Origin of the sequence: Limnohabitans sp. Bal53, from assembly GCF_003063355.1 — a bacterium.
GTDB lineage: Bacteria > Pseudomonadota > Gammaproteobacteria > Burkholderiales > Burkholderiaceae_C > Limnohabitans_A.
Genome location: NZ_NESH01000006.1, coordinates 217,567 through 229,102, shown reverse-complemented (window position 1 = coordinate 229,102; position 11,536 = coordinate 217,567). Strand labels below are relative to the sequence as shown.

Annotated in this window: 13 protein-coding genes; 2 read left to right on the top strand and 11 right to left on the bottom strand. The window is 59.9% G+C overall.

What is annotated here, in order from left to right:
- Positions 1-40: 40 nt before the first annotated feature.
- From B9Z50_RS15445 to sucC, 4 genes are all read right to left on the bottom strand, one after another.
- Positions 41-523: a pilin gene (locus tag B9Z50_RS15445; protein ID WP_108365635.1), complete on the bottom strand. Its 483-nt coding sequence runs from the start codon at positions 521-523 to the stop codon at positions 41-43.
- 146 nt (positions 524-669) lie between these two features.
- The gene (locus tag B9Z50_RS15440) at positions 670-1,380 is read right to left on the bottom strand and encodes a TerC family protein (RefSeq protein WP_108365703.1); all 711 of its coding nucleotides are present in this window, start codon (positions 1,378-1,380) and stop codon (positions 670-672) included.
- Between the two features lie 149 nt (positions 1,381-1,529).
- Complete coding sequence (gene sucD / locus B9Z50_RS15435) at positions 1,530-2,426, bottom strand: succinate--CoA ligase subunit alpha (protein ID WP_108365634.1); 897 nt, start codon at positions 2,424-2,426, stop codon at positions 1,530-1,532.
- Positions 2,427-2,479: 53 nt separating this feature from the next.
- Positions 2,480-3,640 (bottom strand): ADP-forming succinate--CoA ligase subunit beta, encoded by a 1,161-nt coding sequence (sucC, locus tag B9Z50_RS15430; protein WP_108365633.1) that lies wholly within the window; start codon positions 3,638-3,640, stop codon positions 2,480-2,482.
- A gap of 175 nt (positions 3,641-3,815) precedes the next feature.
- Between sucC and argC the strand changes: the two genes are divergently transcribed.
- On the top strand, positions 3,816-4,739 hold the full coding sequence (gene argC / locus B9Z50_RS15425) for an N-acetyl-gamma-glutamyl-phosphate reductase (RefSeq protein WP_108365632.1): 924 nt from the start codon (positions 3,816-3,818) through the stop codon (positions 4,737-4,739).
- Between the two features lie 72 nt (positions 4,740-4,811).
- Here argC and B9Z50_RS15420 read toward each other — a convergent pair whose 3' ends face one another.
- Both B9Z50_RS15420 and purB read right to left on the bottom strand, forming a co-directional pair.
- On the bottom strand, positions 4,812-5,372 hold the full coding sequence (locus B9Z50_RS15420) for a YaeQ family protein (RefSeq protein WP_108365631.1): 561 nt from the start codon (positions 5,370-5,372) through the stop codon (positions 4,812-4,814).
- A 9-nt stretch (positions 5,373-5,381) separates the two neighbouring features.
- Positions 5,382-6,782 carry an adenylosuccinate lyase gene (gene purB / locus B9Z50_RS15415; RefSeq protein WP_108365702.1) on the bottom strand — a complete coding sequence of 467 codons (1,401 nt, stop codon included), beginning with the start codon at positions 6,780-6,782 and terminating at the stop codon, positions 5,382-5,384.
- Positions 6,783-6,940: 158 nt separating this feature from the next.
- Here purB and B9Z50_RS15410 point away from each other — a divergent pair, with 158 nt between their 5' ends.
- On the top strand, positions 6,941-7,555 hold the full coding sequence (locus B9Z50_RS15410) for a glutathione S-transferase N-terminal domain-containing protein (protein ID WP_108365630.1): 615 nt from the start codon (positions 6,941-6,943) through the stop codon (positions 7,553-7,555).
- Between the two features lie 38 nt (positions 7,556-7,593).
- Here B9Z50_RS15410 and B9Z50_RS15405 read toward each other — a convergent pair whose 3' ends face one another.
- The 5 genes from B9Z50_RS15405 to B9Z50_RS15385 all read right to left on the bottom strand — a co-directional run bounded on the left by B9Z50_RS15405 (position 7,594) and on the right by B9Z50_RS15385 (position 11,534).
- On the bottom strand, positions 7,594-8,028 hold the full coding sequence (locus tag B9Z50_RS15405; protein ID WP_108365629.1) for a nuclear transport factor 2 family protein: 435 nt from the start codon (positions 8,026-8,028) through the stop codon (positions 7,594-7,596).
- Positions 8,029-8,048: 20 nt separating this feature from the next.
- Positions 8,049-8,819: an SDR family oxidoreductase gene (locus tag B9Z50_RS15400; RefSeq protein WP_108365701.1), complete on the bottom strand. Its 771-nt coding sequence runs from the start codon at positions 8,817-8,819 to the stop codon at positions 8,049-8,051.
- A 122-nt stretch (positions 8,820-8,941) separates the two neighbouring features.
- Positions 8,942-9,538, bottom strand: coding sequence for a DUF3833 domain-containing protein (locus B9Z50_RS15395; protein ID WP_108365628.1), 597 nt, complete (start codon positions 9,536-9,538; stop codon positions 8,942-8,944).
- A 32-nt stretch (positions 9,539-9,570) separates the two neighbouring features.
- On the bottom strand, positions 9,571-10,923 hold the full coding sequence (locus B9Z50_RS15390) for an MFS transporter (protein WP_108365627.1): 1,353 nt from the start codon (positions 10,921-10,923) through the stop codon (positions 9,571-9,573).
- Positions 10,920-11,534: a chalcone isomerase family protein gene (locus tag B9Z50_RS15385; RefSeq protein ID WP_108365700.1), complete on the bottom strand. Its 615-nt coding sequence runs from the start codon at positions 11,532-11,534 to the stop codon at positions 10,920-10,922. The genes B9Z50_RS15390 and B9Z50_RS15385 overlap by 4 nt, the downstream gene beginning before the upstream one ends.
- Positions 11,535-11,536: the final 2 nt, after the last annotated feature.

The following is an 11,536-nucleotide window of genomic DNA, read 5'->3' as shown; positions in this document are numbered from 1 at the left end:
CGCCCGGCTCGCGCCAGGCATTCACGTGAAATCACCAAAATCAAGATGCCTTGCACGAAGCGGGCAAGTATTTAAGTGGCAAACCATGGGTGGCCGCCGGTCCGCATCGCCAGCTGGCGATGGTCTTGCCGCCGTCGGTGCTGCCGTTGACGGCGGTGCTGCCCGTTTGAACAGGCGTCAAGCTGATGCTGTTGGCCGTTGCGCTGGTGCTGCCACGCAAGGCTTCGTGGTTGCCCACCACGGTGATCACGCCATTTGCATCAGCGCTGATGCTGCTGACGTATTTGCTGCTCTGATTTTCACAGGCCTTGGGCAATGCGCTGGAGACATCGGGTTGTGAGGCAGAGCTGATGGCTTCGTTCACCGCTGTTTTGCAACCGCCTGCCGCCAAGAGCATTTCGGACACTCGGGCACGGATGCTGTAGTCCTGATAGGCCGGCAAGGCCAGAGCGCCCAAGATACCAATGATCGCAATGACGATCATTAACTCGATCAATGTCAGACCTTGTTGCCTTTTTTGCATGGCATGTTTCCCCCCTGTAAATGGGTGTTGATGGTAATTCATCCCCCTGGTGAACTCCAGTGATGGAGCTCAATTTTTTGACCCTCAAAATACAAACAGCCGCAAGATGTCAGGCGACAACTTGCGGCTGCTGTAAGGGGTCAGAATCAGGCGGCGTTTTCAGTTCCCGCGCGTCGCGCCATGATGAATTTGCCCAAAGCCAACACCAGCAAGGCACCGGCCAAGCCCATGCCATAGCCCCACACCTTGTCTTGCGGCAAATAGGCCACCAGGCCGGGGTCTGTTTGCATCATGGTGCCCGCGATCCAGCCCAGCAGCATGCCGCCTGCGGTGATGATGATCGGAAAGCGGTCCATCAATTTGAGGACCAGCTGGCTGCCCCAGACAATGATCGGAATGCTGACCAACAGGCCAAAGATGACCAAAGGCATTTGATGGTCAGCGTTACCAGAAGTCTGGGCCGCACCGGCGATGGCGATCACGTTGTCCACGCTCATCACCAAGTCGGCAATGATGACGGTTTTGACCGCGCCCCAGAGCTTGTCGCTGCCTTGGATGTTGCTGTGGTCGTCGTCTTCATCGGGGGTGAGCAGTTTCACGCCGATCCAGATGAGCAAGAGGGCGCCCACGAACTTGAGGAAAGGAATCGCCAGCAGGGTGAGTGCGAAAAAGATCAGGATGACACGCAACACGATGGCACCGGCTGTACCCCACATGATGCCTTTGGTGCGCTGGTGGTCGGGCAACTGGCGGCAGGCCAGCGCAATCACCACGGCGTTGTCACCGCCCAGCAAAATGTCGATCATGATGATCTGGCCGACGGCGAACCAGAAATGAGCGGTCAGAAATTCTTCCACAGGGATGCCTTTCACCCGCCAAGGCGGGCCTTTTTGATCAATTTGCAAAAACAAAGCCGGATTTTCCCTCGGGAAATCCGGCTTTTGTATTGTGGCAAACCACAGCCCTGATCTGGGCTGGGTCTTGTCACTATCGCGAATGACGCTGTTTACTTCAGCTGAGCCTTGAGCAATTTGCCCAGTTCAGACGGGTTGCGTGTGACGATGAAGCCGCACTCTTCCATGATGGCCAGCTTGGCATCGGCCGTGTCGGCACCGCCAGAGATCAAGGCACCGGCGTGGCCCATGCGCTTGCCGGGAGGGGCAGTCACACCGGCGATGAAGCCCACCACAGGCTTTTTCATGTTGGCCTTGCACCACTGAGCGGCTTCGGCTTCGTCGGGACCGCCGATTTCACCGATCATGATCACGGCGTCGGTGTCTGGATCGTCGTTGAAAGCCTTCATCACATCGATGTGCTTCAAACCGTTGATCGGGTCACCACCGATACCGACGGCGCTGGACTGGCCCAGACCCACTTCGGTCAACATCGCCACGGCTTCATAGGTCAAAGTGCCCGAACGGGACACCACGCCAATGCGGCCTTTGCGGTGAATGTGACCGGGCATGATGCCGATCTTGATTTCATCGGGAGTGATCAGACCTGGGCAGTTGGGGCCCAGCAGCAGCGTGCGCTTGCCGCCAGCGGCTTCCTTGGCCTTCATCTTGTTGCGCACTTCGAGCATGTCACGCACTGGAATGCCTTCGGTGATACAGATCGCCAGGTCCAGGTCGGCTTCAACAGCTTCCCAGATCGCAGCGGCAGCACCTGCTGGTGGCACATAAATCACGGACACGGTCGCGCCAGTTTGTGTGGCGGCTTCCTTGACGGATGCGTAAATTGGGATGTTGAAGATGGACTCGCCAGCCTTCTTGGGGTTCACACCCGCGACGAAGCAGTTTTTGCCGTTCGCGTATTCCTGGCACTTCTCAGTGTGGAACTGACCGGTTTTGCCGGTGATGCCTTGGGTGATGACTTTGGTGTCTTTGTTGATGTAGATGGACATGTTTGTTCCTAATCAGTTGCGGACAGCGCCTGCAGCGCCATCCTGCAAAGTCATTACTTAACGGCTGCGACGATGGCTGTCGCGGCTTCGGCCATGGTGTCGGCAGAGATGATCGGCAGACCGGATTCGGCCAGCATCTTCTTGCCCAGCTCATCGTTGGTGCCCTTCATGCGCACAACCAGAGGCACGGACAGGTTCACAGCCTTGCAGGCGGTGATCACGCCGGTGGCGATGGTGTCGCACTTCATGATGCCGCCGAAGATGTTGACCAAAATGCCTTTGACATTCTTGTTGGCCAGCATGATCTTGAAGGCTTCGGTGACTTTCTCGGCTGTGGCGCCGCCGCCCACGTCCAAGAAGTTGGCTGGCTCGCCGCCGAACAGCTTGATGGTGTCCATGGTGGCCATGGCCAAGCCAGCGCCGTTGACCAAGCAACCGATGTTGCCGTCCAAGCTGATGTAGGCCAGGTCGAACTTGGAAGCTTCAACTTCGGCAGGATCTTCTTCGTCCAGGTCGCGGTAAGCCACGATTTCGGGGTGACGGAAAAGGGCGTTGGCGTCGAAGTTGAACTTCGCGTCCAAAGCCATCACGTTGCCTTTGCTGTCGCGGTTCAGCGGGTTGATTTCCACCAACGAAGCGTCGGTTTCCATGTAGCACTGGTACAGCTTCTTGAAGATGTCCACAGCTTGTGCGGTGGAGTCAGCGGGCATGCCAATGGCGTCCGAGATCTTCTTGGCTTGTTCGTCGCCCAGACCGGTCAGCGGGTCGATGAACTCGGTGATGATCTTCTCGGGGGTGGAGTGAGCCACTTCCTCGATGTCCATGCCGCCTTCGCTGGACGCGATGAAAGCGATTTTTTGGGTCGCACGGTCGGTGACCACGGACACGTAATACTCTTTGTTGATGTCAGCGCCGTCTTCGATGTACAGGCGTCGGACTTTTTGGCCTTCTGGGCCAGTTTGGTGGGTCTTGAGCTGCATGCCCAGGATCTCACCGGCGATGCGCTTGACGTCGTCAATGGTCTTGGCCACTTTGACGCCGCCGCCCTTGCCGCGGCCACCTGCGTGGATCTGGGCCTTGACCACCCAAACCGGGCCGCCCAGTTTTTGAGCGGCTTCAACCGCCTCTTGAACAGTGAATGCTGGAATGCCGCGGGGTACTGGCACACCGAATTGACGCAAGATTTCCTTGCCTTGGTACTCGTGGATCTTCATGAGGTCTTCTCTCAGAGGGTGGTTGATTTGACCGGTCTGCCGCGGTGATTCACCCGTCAGCAGGCTCTGGACACTGCAGCGTGCGACTGTATCATGCTGCAACGCACCAATCCTGAGCTCTGCGTCTTACATTGGCTTGACGCTGGGGACGCGAAATTTTGAGAAAGTAATACCCATGGCCAAAATTTTTATCGACGGGGAAGCCGGCACCACAGGTTTGCAAATCCGTGAGCGCCTGGCACTGATGCCGCAGGTCGAGGTGCTCAGCATCGACCCGGCCCGCCGCAAGGACCCCGAAGCCAAGCGCGAGCTGATGGCGGGCGCCGATTTGGTGGTGTTGTGCCTGCACGACGATGCCGCCATCGAGTCTGTGGCCATGATCGATGGCCTGCCAGGTCAAAAACCGCACATTGTGGATGCCTCCACCGCGCACCGCTGCCATCCCGATTGGGTCTTTGGTTTTCCCGAGCTGGCCGCAGGCCAGCTGGTGGCCGTGCGCCAAGCCCAGCGTGTGGCCAACCCGGGTTGCTACGCGACCGGAGCGATTGCCATCTTGCGGCCCTTGATCGATGCCGGTCTGCTGCCACGTGATTTTCCGGTGTGTTTGCCATCAGTGAGTGGTTACTCCGGTGGCGGCCGCACCATGATCGAAGATTTTGATGACGGCCGGGCACCTCTCTTTGAAGCCTATGCCTTGGGCCTGAAGCACAAGCACATCCCTGAAATCATGCGTTACACCGGCTTGACTTGCCGCCCGTTGTTTGTGCCAGCCGTGGGCAATTTCCGGCAAGGCATGCTGGTGCAACTGCCACTGCACTTGGACAGCCTGCCGGGCAAGCCCTCGGGTGCAGATCTGAACGCGGCTTTACAAGCGCACTACGCAGCCAGCCAAGCCGCTGGCGGCTGGGTGAGCGTGTTGCCCGCCACGGCCGATGCCAAGCTGGACGCCACCGCCCTGAACAACACCAACCAGCTGGAAATCCGGGTATTTGCCAACGAAGAGGCCCGCCATGCCGTCGTGATCGCCCGCCTGGACAACCTGGGCAAAGGTGCCAGTGGTGCGGCGGTGCAGAACATCTCTTTGATGCTGGGCCTGTAAAAATCCTCAGCCAGAGAGGCTCAGCAGGGCTGGGCGGCGGTGTGACCGCTGTCCACCCGCCAAAGCGGCCCCTTATTTCCAGCGCACCAGCTCAATGTGGACGCTGCCCTTGTCGCTGCTGAAGGTGACCTCGCCTTCTTGCACCGTGGCTTGCAGCTGCATGCTGCGTTCAGCCAGTTTGGCCAACTCTTGTGAGCCTTCGGTGGGCACGCGCCAGACCTGCAGCTTGTCCAGTCGCGTCAGTTTGGTCTCAATGCCTTTCCACCAGACTTCGGCTGCGTGGTTGAAGCAATACAACAACACCTCATCGGCCTTTTGACAAGCTTTCATGATGGGCTTGTCTTCGGGCTGACCGACTTCGATCCACATGCGGGTCTGACCGGTGAAGTCACGCAGGCTCACGTCCGGATCGTCCGGGTCCGACAGGCCTGCGCCAAAAGCCAACTTGCCGTCGCCTTTGCACACGGCTTGCAGCTTGTAGGCATTGATGGCCAAACCGAGCAGACGGATCATCATGCGCTCGTCGGTCTCGCTGGGGTGACGCGCCAGTGTGAGCTGGTGGTCTTCGTAGTAGCTGTGATCGATGTCAGCAATCGACAGGTTGGCTTTGTAGATGGTGGATTTGAGGGCCATATCCACCCATCAGACCCGGCGGGCCAGCTCGGCGGCCTTGCCGATGTAGCTGCCCGGCGTCATGGCCAGCAGCCTCTCCTTGTCGGCTTGAGGAATCTCCAGCGCGGCAATCAGGCCGTGCAGATCAGCAGCCGTCACGGTCTTGCCTCGGGTGACTTCCTTGAGCTTTTCATACGCACCCTGCACGCCATAGCGGCGCATCACCGTCTGGATCGGTTCGGCCAACACTTCCCAAGCGGCGTCCAAATCGGCGGCCAGCGCTTCTTCGTTGAGCTCCAGTTTGTTCAGTCCGGTCATGAGCGAAGCATGGGCCAGCGCGGTGTAGCCCAAGCCCACACCCATGTTGCGCAACACGGTGGAATCGGTCAGGTCACGCTGCCAGCGGCTGATCGGCAGCTTTTCGCTCAGGTGCTTGAGCACGGCATTGGCCAAGCCCAGGTTACCTTCGGCGTTTTCAAAGTCGATGGGGTTGACCTTGTGCGGCATGGTGGAAGAGCCAATCTCGCCGGCTTTGAGGCGTTGCTTGAAGTAGCCCAAGCTCACATAGCCCCAGATGTCACGTGACAGGTCGATCAAGATGGTGTTGCTGCGGGCCACGGCGTCAAAGAGCTCGGCCATGTAGTCGTGCGGCTCAATCTGGATGCTGTAAGGCTGGAACTTCAGGCCCAGGCCCCATTGGCTGGCCTGCGTTTCACCCAGCTCAGGCGTCTCGACCACTTTCCGTGCAAAGGCTTCCCAGTCAAAGTCGGGCCAAGCTGACAGGTGGGCGTTGTAGTTGCCCACTGCACCGTTCATCTTGCCCATGAGCTCAACGGCCGCGATTTTGTCGCGGCACCCCTTCAGGCGCATGACCACGTTGGCCATTTCCTTGCCCACGGTGGTGGGGCTGGCGGTCTGGCCATGGGTGCGGCTGAGCATGGGCACTTCGGCAAAGGTGTGCGCCATCTCGCGCAGTTTGGCGATCAAGCCATCCAGACCCGGCAAGAGCACCTGGGCGCGTGCCCCCTTGAGCTGCAAGGCATGGCTGGTGTTGTTGATGTCCTCGCTCGTGCAGGCAAAGTGCACAAACTCGGCCGCTTTTTCCAGCTCAGGGCGGTCCTTGAACTTGGACTTGATCCAGTACTCCACCGCTTTGACATCGTGGTTGGTGGTCTTTTCAAAGTCCTTGATGGCCACGGCATCGGCTTCGCTGAAGTTTTTGACCAAGCCGGTCAGATAAGAGCGCGCCCCGGGCGACAGGGGCTTGAACTCGGCGAAACTGGCATCGGACAAAGCGATGAACCAGGCAATTTCGACCTGAACGCGGCGGTGCATATAGCCCTGCTCGCTCATGAGCGGGCGCAAGGCATTGAGTTTGCTGGCATAACGGCCATCCAGCGGCGACAAGGCGGAAATGGGGGTGAAATTCATGCGTGGATTGTAAGTGCCGCATTTCGGCAGCACGATGGCGCGGTTTGTCTGCACCCAGACATGACCCCATGCCTGCAACACATTGCGCAAGACACCAAAAACATGCTTATGCTTCACCTAGAATCCGTTATCCATTTATTTGTTACTTCTTCTGATTTATGAAACTCATCGGCTCGGTCACCAGTCCCTATGTTCGCAAGGTGCGTGTTGTCATGGCCGAGAAAAAGCTGGACTACCAATTCGTCACTGAAGACGTGTGGTCTGCCCAGACCCAGATTCATGTGTCAAACCCCTTGGGCAAGGTGCCCTGTTTGGTGATGGAGGGCGGTGAAGCAGTTTTTGACTCGCGCGTGATCGTGGAGTACCTGGACACCTTGTCGCCTGTGGGCAAGCTGATTCCATCGGCAGGGCGCGAACGTGCTGAAGTCAAAACCTGGGAAGCCTTGGCCGACGGCCTGCTCGATGCGGCCCTGCTCGCTCGCATGGAGGCCGTCTGGACCGAACGCGAAGACAGCCAGCGCAGTCAGGCCTGGATTGATCGCCAACTCGACAAGATCCAGCACGCACTGCGGGCCATGAGCACCGGTTTGGGCGATAAAGCATTTTGTTCCGGCATCCACCTGAGCCTGTCCGATATCGCCGTAGGCTGCGCCTTAGGCTATCTGGATTTCCGCTTCCCGCAAATCGACTGGCGCACGCCTTACCCCAACTTGCACAAACTGCACGACAAATTGGCGCAGCGGACCAGCTTTGCGGAGAGTCTGCCGAACTAAACCCTTGGCGGGCGCAATGTCCGGCACGTCGTTTGACTTCAGGTGTTGGCGCGTTTTTTGAGCCAGCGCATCACGCCGCCCACGACGGGCAGTTTTTCGTACAGCTCTTCGGCCGCATCCCAGTAATCGCGGTGCATTGTCACCAAGCCCTGCTCGTTGAACACCACATGGCTGGCACCACGAACGGCTTGCAGCGTGGTGGTGTCAAAGCGCTTGAAGCGGAAGCGAAACTCCCAAGTCAGGAAGGCCTGTGCGCCGTCCACCACCTGACCGGTCACCACAAAGTGCGGTTGCTCCAGCGCCACGTACATGTGGCGGAAAATCTTCTCGATTTCGGGCAAGCCCTGCACCTCGTTGAAAGGGTCCTTGAAGCGGGCTTGTGCGTCGTAGACCGTGTGCAGCTGGGTCACGCTTTGCGGTGACAGGGTTTCAAAAAACGTGGCCAGTTTTTGTGTGGCTTGTCGCTTGTCCATGTTCGGCTTTCAATTCAGACTTAGAGCCCCGTGAACTTGCGCACCAGCGGGAAGTACAGGCGATAAGGCAGCAAGCGCAGCAGTTTGAGCCAAAGCGTGAAGCGCTTGGGGAAATGGATGTCGAACTGACCTGCTGCCCAGCCTTTGAGCATTTGGCGGGCGGCCTCTTCGGGGCTGATCAGGGCGGGCATGGTGAACTCGTTTTGCGCCGTGAGCGGGGTGGCCACAAAACCGGGGTTGACCACACTCACGCCAATGCCTTGGTCTTGCAGGTCGATGTACAGCGTCTCGGCCAAGTGGGTCAGGGCAGCCTTGGTTGGGCCGTAAGCCAGACCATTGGGCAGGCCACGCCAACCGGCCACGCTGCTGAGCAGGCTGATGTGACCACTGCCTCGCGCCAGCATGCCGGGCAGCACCGCGTGAATCACCTGCAAAGCACCTTGGTAATTGACCTTGTCATGCTGCAGCAAGTCGTCCATGTCCATGGCCGTGGCGCGTTGGGCACGGTAGTAGCCTGCCGCATACACGACCATGTCGAGTGGGCCTTCGGCCAACAGATCGCGGGTCATGGCCTGCACTTGGGAAGCATCGCTCACATCCAGTGCACGCCACTGCACGCCCGAATCCTTCTCGGCCCAGTCCAACACGCCTTGAGGGTTGCGGGCCGACACCACCACCTGCGCCCCAGCTGAGCGCAGCGCTTGTGCACAGGCCAGGCCAATGCCGGTGGAAGCACCCACCAGCCAAACCCGACGGCCTTGCCAGTCGGTCATTGGCGTGTTCAATTGCAGCCAGCTTCTGGCTGGCACCTGCGGGGCGGTTGCCGCCGTTTGTGGGCCAACTTTGGGCATGGCCATGTCGGCCGATTCGGTGGCCAGTGCAGCCGCGCCAGAGGAGTGAGGATTCATGCGCATCAACCCGGCTTGGCCGCCAAAGGCGTGCGGCGTGTGAAGGACAAGGTGACTTCGCCCAGCTTCACGCCCCATTTGCTCATGGTGGCTTTGTTGAGCATGACGCGGTCGTCCATCAGGTACATCCAGTCGTCAAAATCGACGTTCCAAACCCGGCCATCGACCGGCAAAGCCAAGGTATAGCCCCAGCGAAAGGCGTTGCCACTGACTTGGCCCGAGGCCTCGCCCACCACATCGTCGGCGCGGCCTGTGTAAGTGCCGTTGGGTCCGGCTTTGAGCTTCCAGACGCGGCGCTGCTTCGTGCCGTCCGAGTAAACAAAGGCCTCGTCCAACACGCCTTCGTCGCCGTTCCAGCTGCAGTCCATCACCACGGTGAAACGTTTGACCACCTGGCCGCTGCGGTCGGTGAACACGCCCCAGGCGTCGATGGTGCCGGTGAAGTAGGTGCGCAAATCCAGCAGCGGTTTTTCTTGTGCATAGTTTTGCACCTGAGGCCCGGCGCAGCTGGCCACAAAGGGCGTGGCCGCGACCACGGACAAAGCGCCCAAGCGGCTCAGGGCGGTGCGGCGTTGGATCATGGCGGGGTGAGGTTGTTGCATGGAAGGCTCCCGTGTTGTCTGTTCAAAGCGGCTCATGCCGAAGGGTGAGCCGAAGGATGGGCCAAAGGGTGCGCCAATTCAGGTCCCGCGATCAAATCGGGGCGACGCATCAGGCCCGCATACAAAGCCAGTCCGGCCAAGAGCTTGAGCACACAAGGCAGCAGGCCGTAAGCCAAGCCCAGCGCCAGCACGGCATCGTCACCTTGCTGGCCTGGGGCATAACCCCACAGGCCGAGCAATGGCAAAGACAGCACGGCGGCCAAAGCCAGATTGAGTTTGGTGGCCAGATTCCACCAGCCCATGAACGCGCCTTCTGTGCGGCCCCGCTCGCCACAGCGGTCAATCAGCTGGTTGAGCAGGGCGCCAGGCACCGTGAGGTCCGCGCCCAGCGCCATACCCGACAGGGCACACACGATCAAAAAGCCCGTCGTATCGCCCGCGCCCAACGTGACCACACTCACAAAAGCCAGCACCGACAAAGCCATGCCTGTGGCCCAAGTGCGCAGCAAACCGATGCGGTCGATCACCTTGAGCCAGAGCGGAAACGACAGCGCCCCGGCGGCGAAATACAAACCCAGAAACAACGGCTCCATGGCCTTGGGCGCTTGCAGCAGGTCTTGCACAAAAAACAGCACCAGCGTAGCAGGCACGGCGCTGGCCAGTCCGTTGAGCATAAAGACCATCAACAAGCGACGAAAGCCCGCATGCTGCCACGGCTGCCAAAGGCTGCCCACGGCATGACCGGGAACCGCCTCCAGCTTGGATGCCGAGGCGCTGCGCGCCACCCGCCGCCAAGACAACAAACCCAGCCCCAGCATGAGCACCAGCAAGGCCGTCGTGGCCCCCCAGCCCCACAGCGCAGGCAGAGCAGACGCCAGCAACACCCCCACCAAGGCAAAGCCCTCGCGCCAAGCGACCCAACGACTTTGCGCAATGCCTCCGCCGCCTTGGCGCGCCGCCCAGGCCTGGTGCAAGATGCCCAGCCCGCTGTAGGCCAAGTGGCTGAGCGTGAGCGCGCAACCCACCCACACCAGCAAACCCGTGGCCGACAAGGCCGCTGCGGGCGGGAAAAACAAAGCGGCAAACCCCAGCGCCACGGCCAACGCCAACAACACCGCAGCCACCCAAACAGCCTGCCATGAGTGGCGGTAAAGCTTGTCGCCCCAACGCCCAAGCCACGGGTCCACCACCGCATCCACACTGCGGCTGAGCAAAAGGACCGCACCCAACGCGGCCAACGTCACGCCGTATTGCTGGGCATACAAATTGGGCAAATGCACATACACAGGCAAAGCCACAAAGGCCAGTGGCAAACCCAGCAAACCATAAGCGGCCGAGGCCTGGCGCGGCAGGTTCGCAGGCGCTGACTGGGCCTGGTCGTTCATGGCTGCAAGCCTTGCAGCAACTGGGCGCGCATTTTGGGTTCGGACGTGCGCTCGTCAAGCCAGATGCCAAAAAACAATCGCGCAAAAGCCGGGTCTTTCACCACGCCCACACGTTGGCCATTGACCCAGAATTCAGCCCCCACGCCCGGCAGGTTGATGCCCGTGATGCGCTCGCCTTGGCGCACATCGGGAAACAGCTCGCGCATGGCGGCCAGCCAGCTTTGCGACTGGGCCTCGCTGAACGCGCCCACGCGCCGCATCTCATCGATTGAGCGGCTGGCAATGGCCGCACCTTCGAGTTTGCGCAAATACTGCAATTCCAGCGCAAACGAAAACTGCGTGTATGCGCCATGTCGAAAACCTACAGGGGTCCACAAACGGGCGTCGTACACCTCAAAACCCCAGACCCGCAAACGCACAGGCGCGGTCGGCACCACGCCGCCCAAGCCCGTCATTTCAGGGCGCGAAAAAGCCGCATTCGGGCTGGTCACGGTCGTGCTTTGCGCCCACGTTTGTCCCGCAAGCGCACCGCACAACAGCGCGCACCCCAGCACCTGCAAGCCCCATGGGTGCAGGCGGTGGGTGCGGGTGGGTGGGTGCGGGCGTTCCATGT

Excerpts from the sequence above, each read along its gene's own strand:
- B9Z50_RS15445 (WP_108365635.1), bottom strand. The coding sequence starts at position 523 with ATGCAAAAAAGGCAACAAGGTCTGACATTGATCGAGTTAATGATCGTC.
- sucD (WP_108365634.1), bottom strand. The coding sequence starts at position 2,426 with ATGTCCATCTACATCAACAAAGACACCAAAGTCATCACCCAAGGCATC.
- sucC (WP_108365633.1), bottom strand. The coding sequence starts at position 3,640 with ATGAAGATCCACGAGTACCAAGGCAAGGAAATCTTGCGTCAATTCGGT.
- argC (WP_108365632.1), top strand. The coding sequence starts at position 3,816 with ATGGCCAAAATTTTTATCGACGGGGAAGCCGGCACCACAGGTTTGCAA.
- B9Z50_RS15420 (WP_108365631.1), bottom strand. The coding sequence starts at position 5,372 with ATGGCCCTCAAATCCACCATCTACAAAGCCAACCTGTCGATTGCTGAC.
- purB (WP_108365702.1), bottom strand. The coding sequence starts at position 6,782 with ATGAATTTCACCCCCATTTCCGCCTTGTCGCCGCTGGATGGCCGTTAT.
- B9Z50_RS15410 (WP_108365630.1), top strand. The coding sequence starts at position 6,941 with ATGAAACTCATCGGCTCGGTCACCAGTCCCTATGTTCGCAAGGTGCGT.
- B9Z50_RS15405 (WP_108365629.1), bottom strand. The coding sequence starts at position 8,028 with ATGGACAAGCGACAAGCCACACAAAAACTGGCCACGTTTTTTGAAACC.
- B9Z50_RS15395 (WP_108365628.1), bottom strand. The coding sequence starts at position 9,538 with ATGCAACAACCTCACCCCGCCATGATCCAACGCCGCACCGCCCTGAGC.
- B9Z50_RS15390 (WP_108365627.1), bottom strand. The coding sequence starts at position 10,923 with ATGAACGACCAGGCCCAGTCAGCGCCTGCGAACCTGCCGCGCCAGGCC.
- B9Z50_RS15385 (WP_108365700.1), bottom strand. The coding sequence starts at position 11,534 with ATGGAACGCCCGCACCCACCCACCCGCACCCACCGCCTGCACCCATGG.